17 protein-coding genes are annotated in these 18388 nt (G+C 68.9%); 7 read left to right on the top strand and 10 right to left on the bottom strand.

What is annotated here, in order from left to right; all coding sequences use genetic code 11:
* Positions 1-150: 150 nt before the first annotated feature.
* From ACLF3G_RS10475 to ACLF3G_RS10460, 4 genes are read right to left on the bottom strand one after another with little or no spacing between them, the layout of a single operon-like run.
* Positions 151-1185, bottom strand: coding sequence for an SDR family NAD(P)-dependent oxidoreductase (locus ACLF3G_RS10475; RefSeq protein WP_430669310.1), 1035 nt, complete (start codon positions 1183-1185; stop codon positions 151-153).
* Positions 1186-1196: 11 nt separating this feature from the next.
* Positions 1197-1937: a sugar transferase gene (locus ACLF3G_RS10470; RefSeq protein WP_430669309.1), complete on the bottom strand. Its 741-nt coding sequence runs from the start codon at positions 1935-1937 to the stop codon at positions 1197-1199.
* Complete coding sequence (locus ACLF3G_RS10465) at positions 1934-3061, bottom strand: DegT/DnrJ/EryC1/StrS family aminotransferase (RefSeq protein ID WP_430669308.1); 1128 nt, start codon at positions 3059-3061, stop codon at positions 1934-1936. The genes ACLF3G_RS10470 and ACLF3G_RS10465 overlap by 4 nt, the downstream gene beginning before the upstream one ends.
* A gap of 57 nt (positions 3062-3118) precedes the next feature.
* Entirely contained in the window at positions 3119-3841 is a 723-nt protein-coding gene (locus ACLF3G_RS10460) for a nucleotidyltransferase family protein (protein WP_430669307.1), read from the bottom strand.
* Between the two features lie 281 nt (positions 3842-4122).
* Between ACLF3G_RS10460 and ACLF3G_RS10455 the strand changes: the two genes are divergently transcribed.
* The 4 genes from ACLF3G_RS10455 to ACLF3G_RS10440 all read left to right on the top strand — a co-directional run bounded on the left by ACLF3G_RS10455 (position 4123) and on the right by ACLF3G_RS10440 (position 9555).
* Positions 4123-5379, top strand: a complete 1257-nt coding sequence (locus ACLF3G_RS10455; RefSeq protein ID WP_430669306.1) for an O-antigen ligase family protein — start codon at positions 4123-4125, stop codon at positions 5377-5379.
* Positions 5376-7409: a GumC family protein gene (locus ACLF3G_RS10450; RefSeq protein ID WP_430669305.1), complete on the top strand. Its 2034-nt coding sequence runs from the start codon at positions 5376-5378 to the stop codon at positions 7407-7409. The genes ACLF3G_RS10455 and ACLF3G_RS10450 overlap by 4 nt, the downstream gene beginning before the upstream one ends.
* A gap of 36 nt (positions 7410-7445) precedes the next feature.
* Positions 7446-8348: a hypothetical protein gene (locus ACLF3G_RS10445; RefSeq protein ID WP_430669304.1), complete on the top strand. Its 903-nt coding sequence runs from the start codon at positions 7446-7448 to the stop codon at positions 8346-8348.
* Between the two features lie 61 nt (positions 8349-8409).
* A complete protein-coding gene (locus tag ACLF3G_RS10440; protein ID WP_430669303.1) occupies positions 8410-9555 on the top strand; it encodes a glycosyltransferase in 1146 nt (381 codons plus the stop codon).
* Between the two features lie 6 nt (positions 9556-9561).
* On the opposite strand, the gene ACLF3G_RS10435 is transcribed toward ACLF3G_RS10440, so the two are convergent.
* Entirely contained in the window at positions 9562-9984 is a 423-nt protein-coding gene (locus ACLF3G_RS10435) for a hypothetical protein (protein ID WP_430669302.1), read from the bottom strand.
* Positions 9985-10002: 18 nt separating this feature from the next.
* The gene (locus tag ACLF3G_RS10430; protein ID WP_430669301.1) at positions 10003-10596 is read right to left on the bottom strand and encodes a TetR/AcrR family transcriptional regulator; all 594 of its coding nucleotides are present in this window, start codon (positions 10594-10596) and stop codon (positions 10003-10005) included.
* 110 nt (positions 10597-10706) lie between these two features.
* Between ACLF3G_RS10430 and ACLF3G_RS10425 the strand changes: the two genes are divergently transcribed.
* From ACLF3G_RS10425 to ACLF3G_RS10415, 3 genes are read left to right on the top strand one after another with little or no spacing between them, the layout of a single operon-like run.
* The gene (locus tag ACLF3G_RS10425) at positions 10707-11852 is read left to right on the top strand and encodes an efflux RND transporter periplasmic adaptor subunit (protein ID WP_430669300.1); all 1146 of its coding nucleotides are present in this window, start codon (positions 10707-10709) and stop codon (positions 11850-11852) included.
* A gap of 5 nt (positions 11853-11857) precedes the next feature.
* Complete coding sequence (locus ACLF3G_RS10420) at positions 11858-15001, top strand: efflux RND transporter permease subunit (protein WP_430669299.1); 3144 nt, start codon at positions 11858-11860, stop codon at positions 14999-15001.
* Positions 15002-15010: 9 nt separating this feature from the next.
* Positions 15011-15373 carry a DUF6713 family protein gene (locus ACLF3G_RS10415; RefSeq protein ID WP_430669298.1) on the top strand — a complete coding sequence of 121 codons (363 nt, stop codon included), beginning with the start codon at positions 15011-15013 and terminating at the stop codon, positions 15371-15373.
* Between the two features lie 30 nt (positions 15374-15403).
* Here ACLF3G_RS10415 and ACLF3G_RS10410 read toward each other — a convergent pair whose 3' ends face one another.
* From ACLF3G_RS10410 to ACLF3G_RS10395, 4 genes are all read right to left on the bottom strand, one after another.
* Complete coding sequence (locus ACLF3G_RS10410) at positions 15404-16429, bottom strand: nucleotidyltransferase family protein (protein ID WP_430669297.1); 1026 nt, start codon at positions 16427-16429, stop codon at positions 15404-15406.
* Positions 16429-17676, bottom strand: coding sequence for a hypothetical protein (locus ACLF3G_RS10405; RefSeq protein WP_430669296.1), 1248 nt, complete (start codon positions 17674-17676; stop codon positions 16429-16431). Before ACLF3G_RS10405 ends, ACLF3G_RS10410 begins: the two co-directional genes overlap by 1 nt.
* 32 nt (positions 17677-17708) lie before the next feature.
* Positions 17709-18116 carry a hypothetical protein gene (locus ACLF3G_RS10400; protein ID WP_430669295.1) on the bottom strand — a complete coding sequence of 136 codons (408 nt, stop codon included), beginning with the start codon at positions 18114-18116 and terminating at the stop codon, positions 17709-17711.
* A gap of 64 nt (positions 18117-18180) precedes the next feature.
* Positions 18181-18384: a hypothetical protein gene (locus tag ACLF3G_RS10395; RefSeq protein ID WP_430669294.1), complete on the bottom strand. Its 204-nt coding sequence runs from the start codon at positions 18382-18384 to the stop codon at positions 18181-18183.
* Positions 18385-18388: the final 4 nt, after the last annotated feature.

Below are 18388 nucleotides of genomic sequence, written 5' to 3'. Positions count from 1 at the left end.
AATCGCCGGAATCCGGCGCCAGTCAGGGCGGATGGCGGCGCATCACCAGGCAGCCCACGGTGCCAATACCTTGGTCCTGCAAACACTCCACCACCTCCGGCTCGCGCCTGCCTTGGCGCTGTCTGGGGCAAGGCCTGGCCACGCACGCGGTCAGGTGACGTAGTCGCGTTCACGGCGCACCCGCCCCTCCTCCAGCCGCCGACGCCACCACGCCGCCGTCCGCGTCAGTCCCTCACGCAGGTCAACCCGCGGATGCCAGCCCGTGGCGGCCGAGAAGCGACCCGCATCGGCAAGAAGCTCCCGCACCTCGGAACGCTCGGGGCGCATCCGCTCCGCCTCCGTCTCGATCGGCTTGCCGCTTCCGGTAACCTCTATGACCAGCTGCGCGATCTCGCCAATCGTCACCGCCGAACCACTTCCGGCATTGTAGGCGCTGCCGAACTCCACCTGTGGCGCGACCCCGATCGCCAGGAAGGCGGCCACCGTGTCGCCGACGAAGGTGAAGTCCCTGACTGTCGAGAGGTCGCCGACACGGATGGTCGCAACCTTCGGGTCGAGCGCCTGTCGCAACAACGTCGCGATCACCGCCCGTTCGCTCTGGCGGGGGCCGAAGGTGTTGAAGGGCCGCAGGATCGCCACCGGAAGGCCGAAGGAACGCGCGAACGCTTCCGCCATCATGTCGGCGCCAATCTTGGACGCCGAGTAGGGCGACTGGCCCTGGAGCCGATGCGATTCCGCGATGGGCGAGACCAGCGCCGAGCCATAGACCTCACTCGTCGAGGTGTGCACGACGCGCAGGACATCGTTGCTGCGCGCGGCTTCGAGAACATTGAGCGTGCCGAGCACGTTGGTGTCCACGTAGGATTGCGGCGCCGCGTAGGAGTAGGGAATGGCGATCAACGCCGCTAGGTGGAACACCACGTCCTTCCCCACCGCGAGACGCCGCATCAGCGCGGCATCCCGTACATCGCCGCGCACAGCATGGACGCTCTCACGAACTGCCGGCGGAAGATCGTCGAGCCACCCGAAGGAATCGAAGGAGTTGTAGAGAGTAAGGGCCGTGACGTTCGCGCCGCTGCGCACGAGTTGCTCGGTGAGGTGCGATCCGATGAAGCCGTCCGCCCCGGTGACCAAGACATTGATGCCTTGGTAGCCGGTGGCCATGCGCCCAGCGCCTTCGTCCATGCCCACGCTCCTTAGATCTGCACGGTGAAGCTGGGTGCCCCGCCGAGCTCATTGCGCGATCCCGCCGCGCCCATGGCGGAGGATTGGCCGGCCGCAAGCATGGAGGGCCCGACTTGTGTCTTGTACAGACCCACCACGGCCAGAACGCCGCACAGGATCCATCCAATGTCGGACAGCAGCGTGCGGTTCGGGTAATAGGCTAGGTCAAGCCGCGCCTTGGTCGGGAACAGCACCTGCCGATATAGCCGGGCCGGCTCCGCACCCGGCGGATAGAGGGCGCCCTCGTCCCGGAACGCCACCTGGCTCGGCCCGAAGATGCCGGGCCGGTAGCCCAGCACGGCGCGGTGCGCATCGTCGAAGCAGTCCTCGAAGGCGAGACTCTCCGGCCTCGGGCCGACAATCGACATCTCGCCCTTGAGGATGTTGTAGAGCTGCGGCAGCTCATCGAGCTTCTTGGCCTCGAGGATGCGCCCGACCGGCGACATCCGGTCATCGCCCCGTACCGTCAACGGCCGTCCAGCCTCGACAGCGCACTTCTTGAACTTGCGGAACTTGAACAAGCGGAAATGACGCCCATCCTGCCCCAGGCGCGTCTGCGCGAAGAAGACAGGACGTCCACTCTCGATCAGGATCGCCAGAGTCACGAGCAGCAGCAACGGGCTGAGGAAAAGCAGCCCGATACTGGCGACAACGACGTCGAAAGCGCGGCTGCCTAGAGACGGCCGCCTGGTCTGGAACGGCTGGATGCTCATGTCAGCGCTCCCTGAAGCTGGATGGCCTTGCTCAGTGCGGTCACGACGGTCGCGACATCCGTGATCTCCATGGCCGGATGCAGCGGTAGCGTGATCTCGCGGTCGCAGAATTCCTCCGTGATGGGCAGGCTCACGCCAGGAAAACGGTCGAGATAGAAAGACAGATGGTGAACCGGCGGGTAGTGGACCGTGGTCTGCACACCGGCCTCGCGCAGGAAGATCGAGACGGTCTTCCGGGACAGCCCCTTGGGAAGCAGGACCGGCATGATGTGGTGCGCCGAGGCGCCGTCATCCATGAACGGCATGAGGATCTCCGGGCAATCCCGTGCAAGCGCCGCAGCATAGGCATCACGCAGCACGCGTCGCCTGGCGTTCCAACTATCGAGTCGCTCCAGCTGGACCAGGCCGATTGCAGCGCGAAGCTCGTCCATCCGGTAGTTGAAGCCGAGCATCGTCACGTCATAGTCCGCCGTGCGCGCATTCAGGCGCTCGAAGGTGCCGCTAGTCATGCCATGGCCTCGCAGCCGGCGCGTGCGCTCCAGAAGTTCCGGCGAACGGGACAGGATCATCCCGCCCTCGGCCGTCGTCATGTTTTTGTTGCCATAGAAGCTGAAAGCGGCGGCCGCGCCATAGGTACCGACACCCTCGATGCCGATGACATGCGCCGCATCCTCGACCAAGTGAACGCCGTGGCGCGCCGCGAGGTCCTGCCAGGCTTGCCGGTCGGCCAGGCGGCCGGCGAAATGGACCAGGATGACAGCACGCGTGCGTGGCGTGATTTTGGCTTCGACATCCGCGATGGAAAGGATCGGGTGATCCAGCGCCGTGATGTCGGCGAAGACCGGGGTGGCGCCGACGTAGAGAACGCTGTTCGCGGTGGCCACGAAGGTCAGGGAGGGCACCACGACCTCATCGCCCGGCCCGATATCGAGCGCCGCCAGGATCAGGTGCAGTGCCGCGGTACAGGAGCCGACGGCAACCGCATCGGCGGCGCCGTGCCGCGCCGCGAAGTTCTCCTCGAACCGCCGCACGCGCGCACCCATCGTAATCCATCCACTGTCGATCGTCTCGCACAGCGCGCGCTTCTCCGCGTCGCCAAGCTCCGGCTGGGCCACAAGCAACACCTGCGTATCCTCCCGTGCATTTCGGCCGTACCGGGCCGTGGACCCGCGATGACTGGGTCAGGCGACGAGCGCCACTTCCTCGAAGGCTGGCGGCTGTTCATCCCAGGCCAGGTTCTGTGCGGTTTGGAAATCCTCGATGCGACCGATATCGAGCCATAGCCCGTCATGCAGGAACGTCCCGGTCCGCACCTGCTCGGCCAGCAGACACAGGATCAGGTCGTCGAAGCCGAACGGCACGCCGTCGGGGATGTAGGACAGGGCCTGCGGTTCCATGCAGTAGACGCCCATGCTGACCAGGTTGGTCAGCACTGGCTTTTCCTTGAAGCTGGTGATCCGCCCGTTGGTCTGCTCGATGACGCCGAAATCCGTCTTCGTCCGGCGCAGCGACGTCGCCACCGTAACGATGTTGCCCTGCCGACGGTGACAATCAGCGAAGCTGGCGAGGCTGAGATTGGTGAGCACATCACCGTTGATCACCATGAAGGGCTCGTCGAGCTGTTCCTTCAACATGCACAACGGGCCGATGGTCCCCAGGGGCTCCCTCTCCTCGGTGTAGCGGATCCGCAGGTTCCACTGCGCGCCATCCTGGCAGAAGCTCTTGATCAGGTGCCCGAGGTAGCCGGTGGTGATGTAGACGTCGCGAATGTTGTTGCGACGCAGCCAGTTCAGCAGCAGCTCCAGTACCGGCTTGGCGCCCACCGGCATCAGCGGCTTGGGCAGCACCATCGTGTAGGGCCGGAGACGCGTACCTTTGCCCCCGCATTGAATGACCGCCTTCATTATTGCATGCTCCGTACGGGAGTTTCGTGGCGTTCCGCCGATATCGGGCGACACCGTGATCTTCGCGCCAAATGCGGTCGCTGTAAGCGGTCAGGAAGGATATGCCCCCATTGGGCCAGCGTCCTTCGGCCCGATGCCGTCAAGACATCGCCGCCTTCTCCGAAGGGGTACCCCGCTGCCTACTCCAGAGGATGGTCGGAAGGCGATTTACGAAGGCGGGCCCGCGGTGCGACCCTTGGCTCGTCTGCGATGCCTGCGGCAGCGCCTTGGAGAGGACCGCCTTGCCCCGCGATATCCTGCTCGGCCTGGGTCTTGCCCTCTCGACCGCGACGCAGTTCCGCGTGCCAGGGCTGCCGCTCGGTCCGGGCGAGCTATTTCTGAGCGCCTGGCTCGTGCTTGCGACGACGGCGCAACTGGTCGGTGGGCGGCCTGCTGCCAATCAGGCCCTCGGACGTCTCGTGACATTCTGGACGATCCTGGCACTGGCACTCTCGGTGGCGCTCGTGAGCGGCCTTGCGCGCGATCTGTTCCAGGACGTCAGCGGCATGCTGCACGACATCACCGCCTATCTGCTGATGATGGCGATCGGCCTCATGCTCATGCTGGAGCTGCAGGATGGACGGCGGCGGAGAGGCGCCATCTGGATCTTCGTAGGCCTGAGCACGGGCATCGTGATCATCCAGCTCCTGAGCGGCTTCGGACTGAACCTCGTGCCTGGCGTCGACAACTGGTTCTACGACCGCTTTCGCGGGTGGTCGGAGAACCCCAACCAGCTCGGCTTCTTCGTGGTGGTGCTCACCTTCATGGCGCTTCATCTGGCGGAGACCGCGCCATCGCCAACGGAGCGCGTTGGCGGCCTGGCCTGTGCGGCGGTGGCGGGCCTCGCCGGCGTCCTGACGCGGAGCGATTCCTATGTGGTCGCCCTTCTCATCGGCGCCTCCGCCTGGGTCGCACTCACCGCCTTCGTGTGGTTCCGTACCCTCCGCTCGGGCCTTGTGCTGCGCGGCGCCACCGTGCTGTTCGCGCTTCTCTCGATACCGCTCGCAGCCGCGGCCTTCGCACCCTTCGCAGCCGCAGCGCTGGAACGCATCGAAGATACCTCGGCGAGCCTGTACAATGACAATGAGCAGGGCGAGACGCGGCTGCAGCTGTGGATCGAGGCGCTCGACCGCGGCTACCAGTCCGGATTGATCGGCTTTGGCCCGGGTCCGCAGCTGACCAGCAAGTCGTACAAGCGCCCGCCGCCTGAGAAGTTCGAAGCCCATAACACCTTTCTCGATCTTTTCGTCCAGGGTGGCCTGGTGGCACTCGCGGCCTTCATCTGGCTGGTTGGCAGCGCCGCACTCGGCGCCTGGCGCACCCGTCTAGCCGGAATGCTGGCGCTGATCGGTGCCCTGACCGCTTTCGGACTATTCCACTACGTCGTGCGCCAGCCGATTTTCTGGTTTGGCGTGGCGGCCTGCCTGCTGGAGGCCAATCGGCTCGTCGCTGCATCGGGTCTGCGGCTCCTGCCTCTGCGAACGGAAGTATCGACATGAACCAGGGCTTCGGCGCCTCCCCGCCAATCGTCTTGCTCCTGAACATCCTGCGCCGGCGCTGGTGGGTCGTGGGCGCCTGCATGACCATGGCGGCGCTGATGGGCCTGGCGCTCGGTTCGCTGTTTTCGCCGGTCTACACGGCGAAGGTCCAGATCGTGCTTGACGAACAGGTGGCGGCCCGTGCGGCGCGCATCGACGATGCCGCGGTACAGACCTGGGTAGAGCTTCTGTCGACGGCCAGCCACATCAGGCGCTTGCATGCCAGCCTGGATGAGGATCCGATCCAGCCCGATGATGCGAGCTTCGCGCGGCCGCTCCTCACGGATCTCGCGGAGAGGGTGGCAGCGACGCTGGATCCCTGGCTGCGCGGTTCAACGCCCGACACATCCGCCACGACTGATGCAGCGCAGGATCTGCGCCTGCCGACCCTGAAGGAGTTGGAGCGCGGGCTGCGGTCCTTCAAGGAACGGCAGTCGCGCATCCTGTCCGTGACCTTCACCTGGACGGATCCGAACGTCGCGGCGGCCATCGCCAATCGTAGCGCGGCGCTGTTCCTTGAACACAACTTCCAGCTTCAGATGGCCAGTCGTGAGCAGGCGCGGGAAGCGGTGCAGCGTCGCATGGTGCTCGCCCGCGCGGATCTGGGCCGGGCGGCTGCGACGCTGGCGCAATTCCGTGTGGAGCATGGTGTCTCCGACGCCGACCGCGCGGACCAGATCGATACCCAGATCGCGGAAGCCAACCGCCAGCTCGCGATCGCGAGCTCGGGCCTCCAGGCAAGCCGGCAACTCGGCGCGCTGGAGGGTCCGGTCGCCTTCGTCGCGCGGCTGCCGATCGGCACGCAGCCGGCCGCCGTTGCTGTTCCGGCCGGAAATGAAGATTCCGCAATCCTTGAATCGCGCGTGCAGTACCTGGTTCGCCGGCTTGCGGTCCTGCAGGAGGCAAGCGCGGGTGCGCGGAGTGCCGAGGCGCGGCTGCGCGAATTGCGGCTTGAGGCAGGGGCCGCGGCAGAGAGCTTCGAATCGCTTCTGAAGCAGGAGGCCGAGCTGCGTGACGGGACGATCCTGCCCGAGGCGAAGATCGTCTCGCTGGCCAATGCACCGAGCCAGCCGAGCTCACCCGATCCAATCTTCTTCCTGCCGCCAGCGTTGCTCGTGGGCGCCATTGGCGGCGGGCTGCTCGCCATCGTGCTCGAGCGGATCGACCGGCGGCTGCGCACCGAACGCACGGCGGAAGCCGCCCTGGGAGCGCGCTGCATCGGCGTGGTTCCACGGGTTCGTCGCACGGGAACGCTCGTGCCCCTGCGTACCCTGGCGCTGGAACCCTTCGCTCCCTACACCCGGGCGATCCGATCCGTGACGATGACGGTGCTGGGATTCCCGACGGACCAGCGCGGCGGCAAGGTGATCCTGTTCACATCGAGCGTGAAGCAGGACGGCAAGACCGCGCTGGCGGTAAGTTTCGCGTCCTATGCCGCCCTGCTGCGGCGCCGCGTCCTGGTGATCGACCTGGACCTGCCATCACCCGAAGTCGGACGTCTGCTCGGCGGCGCGACCGGACCCGGTGCGCTGGAGGTCCTGAAGGGAGTGCCCGCGGAGACGGCGATACATCGGAACGGCGAGTTCGGCATCGACTACCTGCCGCTGTCGGCCGGCCCGGTCGATCCGCTGCTGCTGATGGCGGATGAGGGGATGCGCGCGCTGCTGGAGGCGTTGCGCCGTCGCTACGACTGCATTGTCATCGACGGTGCGCCGCTGCTCGGCAACCCGGAAGCGCGGGTCCTCGTCGCGCTCGCGGACCACGTGATCCTGACGCTGCGATGGGGGTGGACGGAAGTCGAGACGGCGCGTGCGGCGATGCGCGAGATCCGCAAGGTGGCGCATCCCGCATCCAGGTCCGCGTCGGTGAGCAGTGTGCTCACGGAGGTCGACCTGAGGCTTTACGCGACCTACCCCTCCGGCATGGAAAATGGAGAGACCGGGCAACCTCGGCTTTCCGACGCTTCGGATCGTGGCGTCGCCGGTGCCTGAATGCATCGCAGGATTGTTGGCAGGAGGAGGAATATCTTGAAGCCCAGGGTCGGATTCCGTGCGGTGCGAAATGGGTTGGCCCTCGCCGTGACGATGGCCCTGGCGCTGGTGGCAGGATCCGCTGCGGCGCAGTCCAGCGCCACGCCGCAGCATTATGTTGTCAGCCTTCGCGGGGCTTATCCGCCCGCGCTGGCCGTCGGATTCAATCTGGCCGATGTCAGCTCAAGGTCGGGGCTGGATCGGCTTCCCAACGGCATGAAGGGCGTGCTCTGGCTGCGCAGCGGCTTCAACGGGCGGCGCAATGAATGCACCTGGCGCATGGACGATGCCGCGGTGCTGGCCGCCGTCGCCTCGGTGCGGCGCCATCCAAGGTTCAGCGGAATCTATTTCATCGCCGACGAACCACATCCCTCGCTATGCCCGGAGGCACCGCGACGCATCGCGGAGCGGAGCGAGTTGATCCGCGCCGCGCATCCGGGCGCCCGTACCTTCATCGTGGTGCTGAACACCTACAGGTATCCGGGCGAGCTGGAGCAGTTGAAGGACGCGGCGGACTACATCGGCATCAATCCCTACCCGTGCAACCGCCGGAACATCGGGCGCGGCTGCGACCTGCCTGCGATGCGCGCGCGGATCACGCAGGCGCTTGCCGCCGGGGTCGAGCCCGAGAGGCTCGTGCCGGTCTTCCAGGCCTTCGGGCAGACCTGCACCACAAGCCAGCCTGGCTATCAGCGCCTGCCGACGGAGGCGGAGATGGAATCGATGCTGGCGGTCTGGGACGAGTTGGTACCGCCGGCACGCCGGCCCTTCGACATGACCTACACTTGGGGTTCGCAGCCGCGGCACGCCTGTCCCAGTCTCTCCATGGCAGATGGCGGCGAGCACCCGAACCTGCGCGGCGTGTTCGCCGCCTACTTCGCGCGTCTCGCGGGGCGCTGATGCACGTCGCGGCCCGACCCGCGTGCGGCCTGCCCGAGAGCGTTGACCGGGAACCGCGGCCATGACCGCGCACCTGCTGCTGGTCGGGGGAGAGGATCACGAGCTTCGCATCCCGTTCCTCCTTGCCCTACGCCGCAACGGCTTCCACGTGTCGGCGGCCGGAACCGGGCGGCCGGAGCCCTTCGCCCGGGCCGGGCTCGCCTATCACCGCTTCCGCTTCGACCGCTCCGCCAACCCGCTCGCGGATCTGCGGAGCCTTGCCAGCCTTGCGGATCTGTTCGAGGAGGTGCGGCCGGATGTCATCCAGTCCTTCGACACCAAGCCGAACATCCTCGTGCCCCTCGCCGCGCGCCGCCAGGCCCGCGCCAAGGTCATCCGGACCATCAACGGCATGGGCTGGCTGTACTCGTCGAACAACCCGGTGGCGCTTGCACTACGCCCCGTGTACTGCGCGTTGAACCAGATCGCCACGCGCTGGACGGCGGCGACGGTGTTCCAGAACAGCGTGGACCGGGCGTATTTCGAAAGTCGCGGCATGGTCGGTGCCGGGCGGAGCCGGCTGATCCCCGGCTCCGGCGTCGATGTCACAGCCGCCGAGCCGGCTTCCGCATGCGGCGATTGCGGCCTCACGCTGCGCGCGGATCTCGGCATTGGGACGTCGCCGGTCGTCATGACCGTCACGCGCCTGACCCGCCAGAAGGGCATCCCCACCCTGCTGGACGCGGCGGCGCTGGTTCACGCGACCCGGCCGGAGGTCCGCTTCCTCCTGGTCGGACCGCGCGAGGGCGAGGGACGGCTTGCCGTGTCGCAGGCCGAGATCGACGCGCATGCGCCCTACGTCATCGCGACGGGAAGGCGAGCTGATGTGCCCCGGCTGCTCGGCCTCGCGGATGTGTTCGCGTTTCCCACGCAATACCGCGAAGGGGTTCCGCGCGCCCTGCTGGAGGCGGCGCTGGCCGGCTTGCCCCTGGTCGCGACGCGGATGCCCGGATGCACGGATGTGGTGGACCACGGCAACACCGGCCTGCTCGTACCGCCCGGCGACCCACGGCAACTCGCGGCGGCGATCCTGGAACTGCTGGACAACCGCGAGGCCGCGCTGGCGATGGGCCAGTGTGCCGCGGCGCTGGTCCGGCGGGAGTTCTCGCTCGATCGCACCGTCGATCGCTACGCCGGCCTCTATGCAGAAGTTCTTTCAGGCCGCTGAGACTGGCTACCGCGATCCGCTCAGCGCGGCAGGCGTAAACCCCGCCGGTTCCCGCACGGCTTGGTCAAGCCCGCCGCATACGCGATCACGCGCGGCACCTTGTGCTGCCTGCCCAGCCGGCCGGTGCGGCGCATCCAGCCGAGGAAGCTGCCTTCGGGCGCGCCGTTGCGCCGCGTAGTCGTCGTTGCCGGCGGCGAGCCGCGCATCGATCGCCCCCGCCAGGCGGTCAGCCAATCCAATTCCTTCGCATGTCACCTCGATCAGCCAGTGGTGTCGCCCGCGCAATCCGATGCAGGCGGTGCCGGTGGTGGGCTGGGTCGCGGACCGGGCGGTGCCGCCCTTCGCGGCGACGGCCGCAGCCTGGGTCGCCGCCGCCGCATGGCCGCGCTGACCTGGTGGCTGTGTCGTGCGGCGCTGGCGGGCGGCCATTCCTGGGCTTAGGCGCGCTCAGGGGTCGCGCATGAAGCGGCGCGCGGCGTCGGCGACCATGGCGGGCAGGTCGAGCGGGATGTCCATCGCGCTGACCTTGTCGTCGATCAGCAGGAACGACAGGCCGTGCACGAAGGTCCACAGCTTCAGGCCGCGGTCGAGGATCGAAGGATCATCGATGGGCGCGCCGTAGCGATGCGACAGGTGGCGCAGCAGCACGCCGAAGGTCTCCCGCCCCTTCTGCATCAGCCCCGGATTGTGGCCATGGGTGCGGGTCAGGCTGAACATCAGCTTGAAGACGCCGCTCTCGCGCGTCGCGAACCGGATATAGGCCACACCAATCGCCGCGACCGCTTCCTCGCTGCCCGGCGGATGCGCATCGCTGGCCTCCTGCATGGCCGCCTTGTGACGCTCCATGCCCTCCGAGGCGATGGCGTCCAACAGCGCGTCACCATCGGCGAAATAGCGGTAGGGCGCGGCGGTCGAGACTCCGGCGGCGCGCGAGGCATCCGACATCGTCAGGCGGTCCGGACCCTTCTGCTCCACCAGAAGCGTCGCGGCTTCGATCAGGGCCGCCCGCAGGTCGCCGTGGTGGTAGTGCGCTTTCTTCATGCGGCGCCCTCCTGATCCTCATCCGCGAATAACGCCAGGTCAGCAATTGCCATTGGCATCGACCTCCCCACTTATGTTATAACTTCTAACATAGTCGTCGGAGTTTCGCCATGCCGGGCCTCGGGACCAGCCTTGTCAACACCGGTCTTGTGATCCGGCGCCTCGTCCTGACCGGCGCCGTCCTCGGCCTTTCGGCAGCCGCGGTCATTGGCGGGGGCGACCTGCTGGCGCAGCGCGCGGCCGCTGTCCCCCCGCCGCCCGCGGCGCCGCTCACGCCGGTCGCGGTCACGCGGGTGGCGCCACAGGCGGGCTATGCGGTCACCCGCCGCTTCATCGGCCAGATCGAGGCGCCGGGCCGGATCGACCTCGGCTTCGAGCTAAGCGGCCGCATCGTGGAGATCCTGGCGCGGGAGGGGGACGAGGTGCGTCGCGGCGCCCCGCTGGGCCGGCTGGACACCGCCGCGCTGGAGGCGCAGCGCGCCGTCCTGTTGGCCGAACGCGCAGCGCTGGCCGCCGATGTGGAACTGGCGCGGCTGACGCGGACGCGGGACGAGCAGTTGGCCCGCAGCGGGTTCCGCTCCGAATCCGCGCGTGACGATTCCCGGCTGGCCGTGGTGCGGCTGGCGGCGCGGATGGCGGCGCTGGATTCGCAGATCGCGGGCGTCGATATCCAGATCGCCAAGTCCACCATCGCCGCCCCCTTCGATGCCGTGGTCGGCGGGCGGCTGGTGGATCCTGGGCAGAACATCGGAGCCGGCGCGCCGGTCCTCACCTTGTTCGAACAGGCGGCGCCGCAGCTCCGCGTCGGGCTGCCGGTCGGGCTCGCGGGCCAGCTCGCGCCCGGCGCCGGCGTCGCGGTGGAGATCGAGGGGCGACGGATGGCAGGGCAGGTCCTGCGCCTGCGGTCGGACCTTGACCTCACAACCCGCACCCGCGGCGTCGTGGTCGCGTTGCCGGAGGATGCGCGCCTCGCCTTCGGCCAGACCGGCAGCCTGCTGCTGGAGGAGGAAGTGGCGGAGCCCGGATTCTGGGCGCCGGTGGCCGCCATGCGCGAAGGCGGCCGCGGCAGCTGGACTGTGCTGACGATCGCCAGCGGCCCGGCCGGCGAGACGGTGGCGCCGGCGGCGGTCGAGGTCATCCACATGGCGGGCGACCGCGTCTTCCTGCGCGGCGTGCTGGCCCCGGGCGCCAGGATCGTCTCCCGCGCACCGGCCCGGGTCGCTCCCGGCCAGGTCGTCGCGGTGCTGGCGGAGTGACGGCGATGGAGACCCTGTTCTTTCGCCAGCCGCGCCTCGTCGTGCTGGCGCTGTTCGTCCTGATCGTCTCCGGCGTCTCGGCCTTCGTGACCATCGGGCGGCAGGAAGACCCGACGATCACGAACATCTTCGCCTCCATCACCACGGTCTACCCCGGCGCCGATCCGGGACGGGTGGAAGCGCTGGTCACCGCCAAGATCGAGACGCGGCTGCGGACGATCCCCGAGATCGCGGAGCTGTCCTCGACCTCCGCCACCAGCGTCTCCGTGGTACTGGTCGACCTGGCGGACACAGTGCCGGCCGCGCGCATCGAACAGGTCTGGGCGGAAATCCGCGACGCGCTCGCCGATGTGCGCCGCGACTTTCCGCCGGGTGTCCAGGAACCGGAATTCAACAGCGACGGCGCCGGCGGCTATGCCGCGATCTTCGCCATCGTCGCACCCACCGGCCATTCGCTGTCCCGCGCGGCGCGGGAGGCGGAGGCGCTGGCGGACGCGCTGCGCGCCGTGCCCGGCACCAAACTTGTGGACCTGCACGGCGCGCCGGAGGAGGAGGTGCTGGTTAGCGTCGATCCGGCGAAGGCCGCGTCGCTTGGCCTGACGGCGGATGCCATCTCCGCCGCGATCCGCGCCGCGGATGCGAAGATGCAGGCCGGCCGGCTGCGCGGCGCCTCCAGCGACCTGCTGCTCGGCATCACGGGGGAGATCACCGGCCTCGACCGCCTGCGCCGCGTCGTGGTGCGGGAGGATGCGGCCGGGCGCGCGGTGCTGCTGGGCGACATCGCCAGCGTGACGCGCGGTGCGCGCGTGCCGGCGGCGGAAGCCGCGATCCATCGCGGACAGCCCGCGATCCTGGTCTCGGCGAAGCTCGAGGAAGGCCTGCAGGTGGATCGCTGGATGGCGCGGATGCATGCGACGGCGGAACGCTACGGCGCGGCGATGCCGATGGGCCTCGGCGTCGAGATCGTCTTCGACCAGAGCCGCTACACGGCCGAGCGGCTGCGCGAGATCGCCATCAACATGGCGCAGGGAGTCGCCCTGGTCGTCCTGGTGCTGTTCCTGACGCTTGGCTGGCGTTCCGCGCTGATCGTCGCTCTGGCGCTGCCCATCGTCACGCTGGTCTCGATCGCCACGCTGAAGGCGCTCGGCGTGCCGATCCACCAGATGTCGGTCACCGGGCTGATCGTGGCGCTCGGCCTGCTGGTCGACGCGGCCATCGTGATGGTGGATGACATCGGGGCGCGGCTGCGTCGTGGCCTGGCGCGGATGGACGCCGTCGCAACCTCCGTCCGCCGGCTGGCCATGCCGCTGCTGGCCTCGACGGTGACGACCATCCTGTCCTTTCTGCCGCTGATCCTGCTGCCGGGACCAGCCGGCGATTTCGTCGGCTCCATCGCCATCGCGGTCGTTGTGATGCTGGCTTGGTCCTTCGTCGTGGCGATGACGATCACGCCGGCGATCGCCGGTTGGTGGCTGCGCAGCGCGGATGGCACACCGCGGCGGGAGGGACCGCTGCTGCGGCTGTTCCGCGGCAGCGTACGGCTTGCGATTGCCAACCCGATCCGCGCCATCGCGCTTTCCCTGGTCCTGCCGGTGCTCGGCTTCGTCGCGCTGCCGACGCTGACGGCGCAGTTCTTCCCGGGCGTGGACCGGGACCAGTTCACCATCGATGTGGAACTGACGGTCGGCGCCGCCCTGGAACAGACCGCCGCGACGGTGCGCGAAATCGACGAGAGGCTGCGCGCCGAACCCGACATCGCCTCCGTCACCTGGGTGCTCGGCCGGTCCGCGCCGGCCTTCTACTACAACATCGTCGGCAACCGCGACCAGGCGCCCGGCTTCGCGCAGGCGCTGATCACCACGGCCTCGCCCGCCGCGACGGACCGGCTGATCCGCGCGTTGCAGTCCAGCCTGCCGCCGGCTTTCGCGGAGGCGCAACTGCTGCTGCGCGGCCTGGTCCAGGGGCCGCCGGTGGATGCGCCGGTGGAGCTGCGCCTGGTCGGGCAGGATATCGCCACGCTGCGCGAGGTGGGCGACGCGCTGCGGGCCCGCGTCGCGGCGCAGCCGCAGGTGACGGTCGCGCGGACGACGATCGGCGGCGGCGCGCCGAAGCTGATGCTCGACATCGACGAGGGCCGTGCGCGGCTGCTCGGCCTCGACCTCGCGCAGGTGGCACGGCAGCTGGAAGCCGCGCTGGAGGGTGTGGTCGGCGGCTCGCTGCTGGAGGGCACGGAGGAATTGCCGGTGCGCGTCCGGCTCGGCGCGGGGCTGCGCGGCGACCCGACCGCCATCGCGGACATGCCGATGCTGCCGCCGACCGCCGCGACGCTGTCAGCGCAGGGGCTGTTTCCCGGCGTGGCACTTTCGGCCCTCGGCACGCTTCGGCTGGCGCCGGCGGAAAGTGCGGTGACGCGCCGCAATGGCGAGCGGGTGAACACCGTGCAGGCCTTCCTGATGCCCGGCGTATTGCCGCAGGAGGCGCTGGGCGCCGTGCTGCGCAGCCTGGAGGCGGAAGGCTTCCAAATGCCCGAGGGCATACGCATGGAAACCGGCGGCGACGCCGATGCGCGCGCTGCCACGGTGCAGGCGCTGATCGCGCCGCTCGGGCTGATCGTGGTGCTGTCCATCGCGGTGGTGGTGCTGACCTTCAATTCCTTCCGCCTGACGCTGATCGCCTTCATGGTGGCGGGCCTGTCGGCGGGGCTGTCGCTGCTGGCGCTCGCGGTCTTCAACTTTCCCTTTGGCATCAACGCGATCATAGGTCTTATCGGATCCATCGGCGTGTCGATCAACGCGGCGCTGATCGTCATCTCCGCCTTGCAGGAGGATGAGGCCGTGGCGCAGGGCGACCAGGCGGCGATGGCCGAGGTCGTGGTGGGCGCGGGCCGGCACATCCTGTCGACGGCAATCACCACCTTCGGCGGCTTCCTGCCGCTGATCCTGGGCGGCGGCGGCTTCTGGCCGCCCTTCGCCATGGCGATCGCGGGCGGCGTGCTGCTCTCGCCGCTGCTGGCCTTCTGGTTCACCCCGGCGATATTCCAGCTGATGCAGCGGCGGGTGCCGGTGGCTGCCGCCCTGCCCGCAGGGCCGGATGCGGTGGTCCGGCCGGCAAGTGCCTTCGCCGTGGCGCTGCCTCAGTCGGCCGGGTGAGGCCCTCCAATGAGCCTCGATCTTCTCTACCACGCCCTGCTGGCCGCCTTCCTGGCGCATGAACTCGATGCGGTGAAGCGGCACGAATGGCGCGTGCTGCCGCTGACCCGCTTCCTGCCGGACCGGGTGGGCGCGCAGCTGTTCATCTGGAGCCATCTACCGCTGATCCTCGCCGTCCTCCACTACGGTGAGGCGGATGCGACGCGGGACGGCTTCCGGCTTGGGCTTGCCATCTTCGCCGTGGCGCATGTCGGCCTGCACTGGGGTTTCCGGACGCATCCCGCCTACGAGTTCAACAACCCTTCCTCCTGGGGGCTGATCCTGCTGACCGGGATTCTGGGCGTGGCCTATGTGCTCGGCGCCGTGGCATGAGCCCACCGGACCTGCGCACCCTGCCGCCTCTCAAAGCTTCGAGCCCGCGCCGCCGGCCAGGATCCTGAGCACCTTGCGCATCAGCTCGGCGGGCAGGTGTTGCCTGGCGCGCCGGGCAAGGATGAGCTGCCGCACGCCCCAGGCCAGGTTGCCGGCGAGGCGCAACGGCGCGCCCGCCACCGGATGCCGCGCGCTGAACATCCGCCGCTGGTGCTGCAGGCGGGCGATGCCACCGCCGCGCAGGTCGGTGGGTATGTTCGTGCCGAACAGCCCATGCAGCGTTCGCAACTGGGTCTCGACGACGTTGCGGCCAAGCCGGCCGGGCATCATGTCGCGCAGGCGGCGCCAATCCAGGTCGGGTTCCGTCCTGGCAAGTTCGGCCAGGTCATGCAGGTGGCGAAGGTCGATCCGCCCGCGCCAGTAGTCGCCCTCCTTGATCAGGTCATGCACGATCCAGTGCAGCGCGCGGGACGTTGCCGAGGGGACCCTGGCACGGACCCCTTCACGGTCCTCGAGCCGGGGCCGGTCCTGGTGCTGCCACCGCAGATAGCCGGCGCTGAGGCTGCTGGGACGGTGCCGCAGCTCCAGCATGCCCACATCCTGCGGCCGCTCCATTCCGCGCGTGCCGATGGCGTCGCGGTAGCCGAGGCGCAGCAGGCAGGCCCGCGCCGCCTCGATTTCGGCCTCCTCGACGGCCAGGTCGAGATCGCGCGTGATGCGGTTGCCGAGGCTGTCCTCCGCGTCACGGAACAGCCGGATCGCGCCTTTCAGAAGCGTCGGCTCGATGCCCTGCTGGTTCAACGCGGCCAGAGCCTCCCGCAACTGCGCCCGCAGGCGGAGGTTCCGCTTCAGGTTGCGTCCATGCAGGAACGCCAGGTAGGCGCGACCCTCCTCCGGCAGCGCATCCAGGCGGCCGGCACGGCGCAGCGCATCATGCAGCGCCGGCGTCAGCAGCGTCCGGTTCGCCAGGGCGATCACCGCCATCCAGTCCGGGTTCTCCGGGGGGGTGCCACGCAGGCAGGCGACCAGGGCCTCCAGGGCGCTGCCGCCCCGCATCAGCGGCAGGTCTCGTGCAGCAGCTCCACCGCATCCTCAAGGCGGGAGTAGGTCAGGCGGTGGCATTGCGCCTGTCGCAGGGCCAGGCGCAGCGCTTCGAAGCCGGCCGGTGTCAGCACGCGGCCTTCCGCATAGGCGTCCTGCAACATCCAGCGCAGGCCGGTGGGTGAATCGACCGGCGTGAGGCCGGCCTTGGCCCCCGGCCGACGATCGAGCTGCATGAGCCATCCGACAGGGTGGGGCCGGCCTGGCACCAACGCCTGCGGCAGGGGGTAGCGCACGCGCTTCCGGTCCGGGCGCCGGAACACCGGGGCATCCCCGATGTCGGGGCGGAGGTCGGCGAGCAGGTCCCAGGCGCCAGGCTTGACCGCAGGGGCGAAGGGCACGCCCGTCGCCCGGCCATCCGCGGCCAGCAGGACCAGGTCGTCGCCTGCGAAACCGAAGCCTGGACCGGCCAGTGCCAGGGCAAGCGTCGTCTTGCCGGCGCCCGGCCTGCCGCTGAACAGCAGCATCCGGTCACCTCGCAGCAGCGCCGCCGCATGAAGGGCGAGTTCGTAGGTGCCCCTTCCAAGCACCTCGTTCATCACCTGGGCCTTCAGCGCCGTGGCCGCCTCCTCCCGCGGGCAGGACAGCAGCAGGTCTCCGTCGCGGAACAGTTGCACGTCGCCGTCCTGCCCGATGACGTCCAAGGTCACATCGGGCACCGGGCCCGGACCTTCGAGGTGCGCGAAGATCGGCGCCAGATCCGGCCCGGGCGCGGGTGCATGGCGTATGCGGGTCGCGACGCCCGCCACGAGCAGGTCCTGGCAGCGCATCCGACCGGGCGAGGGCTCGGGCACCTGCCGGATGAAGTCGAGCCTGGTCCATTCGTGGATCGCGGCGTCGAGATGCCGCCGCGCCGCCCCGGGCTCCAGGCCCGCTGCGGCGAGTTCATCCAGGATGTCCTGCTGGCCCAGCCCATCCTCGACGCAGCGCCAGAGATGGGCGGCAGCATCATTGATCTCGAACAGCTTCTGATCCGCGGCGCTGAACAGGATGTTCCGCCCGGCCATGACGCCGAAACGCATTCCGGGGGCCCTGACCAGGCGCCCAGGTCCCAGGCGCCCGGGTCGCGGCGCGCCCTGCCGGTCGTCCAGCGCCCAGGCAGCGACGCCGGGAGGTGCGTCGTCGAGCACTGGATTGCCCACCGCTTCCGCCGCTTCGCTCCCGCCCAAGTTCCGGGCGGTTTCCCGCTGGTGATCGACCATTGGATCGGCCAGGATCGCGGCGGTGGCTCCCTCTAGGTCCCGCCGCGGCCGGCGCCGCGGCCATTGCCAGCATTGCCGTTACCGTTACCGTTACCGTTGCCGTTACTGTTGTTTCCGTGCCCGTTGCCCCGGTTGCCGTTGCCGTTGCCGTTGCCATTGCCATTGCCGCGGCCGCCGCCGACGGCACCAGGCAGGCCGAGCCCGCCGCCGCGACCACCACCACCACCACTTGCCGCAATGGCGTTGGATGTCAGTGATGTGGACAGCAGCAGGGCGATCGCAGGGGGCGTCACCACTGCGAACTTGCCGCATTTGTCGAGGAAGGCGCGACGATCCTCATCGACACCAGCCGGGGTTGTCTCCGGTTGCTTGTCGTCGCTGTGAGGACTGTGGCTCATGAGGAACTCCGCACCAGGGGTGAAGCCGGTTGGCAGTTTCAACTCTCGCAAAAGGTCAGCCCGGGAGCCAGGACAACAAGGGGCTACTCCTTCGGAGCGGCACGCGTCAGTCGGTACGCAGGTCGCCGCCGAAGGCCGCGACGATGCGCTCGGCCTCCTGCCTCCCGGCGCAGAGGCTGCGGGGTAGAGAATGCCGATCCCTGCGGTGCCGGAGGGCGCCGAAGGCGGCGGCGCGGGCGATCACCTGCCAAAGGCGTGCCGAGACGTCCGCCCGGGGGGCGATGCGCCAGCTTTGCGGGGTGCCGGTCACGGCT

The organism is Falsiroseomonas sp. HC035, from assembly GCF_050563525.1.
Taxonomy (GTDB): Bacteria; Pseudomonadota; Alphaproteobacteria; order Acetobacterales; family Acetobacteraceae; genus Falsiroseomonas.
This window is presented reverse-complemented; position numbering and strand designations above follow the sequence as displayed.

Coding starts and splice junctions, on each gene's coding strand:
- ACLF3G_RS10410 (WP_430669297.1), bottom strand. CDS start 16,429: ATGCGGGGCGGCAGCGCCCTGGAGGCCCTGGTCGCCTGCCTGCGTGGC.
- ACLF3G_RS10425 (WP_430669300.1), top strand. CDS start 10,707: ATGCCGGGCCTCGGGACCAGCCTTGTCAACACCGGTCTTGTGATCCGG.
- ACLF3G_RS10440 (WP_430669303.1), top strand. CDS start 8,410: ATGACCGCGCACCTGCTGCTGGTCGGGGGAGAGGATCACGAGCTTCGC.
- ACLF3G_RS10475 (WP_430669310.1), bottom strand. CDS start 1,185: ATGGACGAAGGCGCTGGGCGCATGGCCACCGGCTACCAAGGCATCAAT.
- ACLF3G_RS10460 (WP_430669307.1), bottom strand. CDS start 3,841: ATGAAGGCGGTCATTCAATGCGGGGGCAAAGGTACGCGTCTCCGGCCC.
- ACLF3G_RS10435 (WP_430669302.1), bottom strand. CDS start 9,984: ATGGCCGCCCGCCAGCGCCGCACGACACAGCCACCAGGTCAGCGCGGC.
- ACLF3G_RS10430 (WP_430669301.1), bottom strand. CDS start 10,596: ATGAAGAAAGCGCACTACCACCACGGCGACCTGCGGGCGGCCCTGATC.
- ACLF3G_RS10450 (WP_430669305.1), top strand. CDS start 5,376: ATGAACCAGGGCTTCGGCGCCTCCCCGCCAATCGTCTTGCTCCTGAAC.
- ACLF3G_RS10470 (WP_430669309.1), bottom strand. CDS start 1,937: ATGAGCATCCAGCCGTTCCAGACCAGGCGGCCGTCTCTAGGCAGCCGC.
- ACLF3G_RS10420 (WP_430669299.1), top strand. CDS start 11,858: ATGGAGACCCTGTTCTTTCGCCAGCCGCGCCTCGTCGTGCTGGCGCTG.
- ACLF3G_RS10415 (WP_430669298.1), top strand. CDS start 15,011: ATGAGCCTCGATCTTCTCTACCACGCCCTGCTGGCCGCCTTCCTGGCG.
- ACLF3G_RS10405 (WP_430669296.1), bottom strand. CDS start 17,676: ATGGTCGATCACCAGCGGGAAACCGCCCGGAACTTGGGCGGGAGCGAA.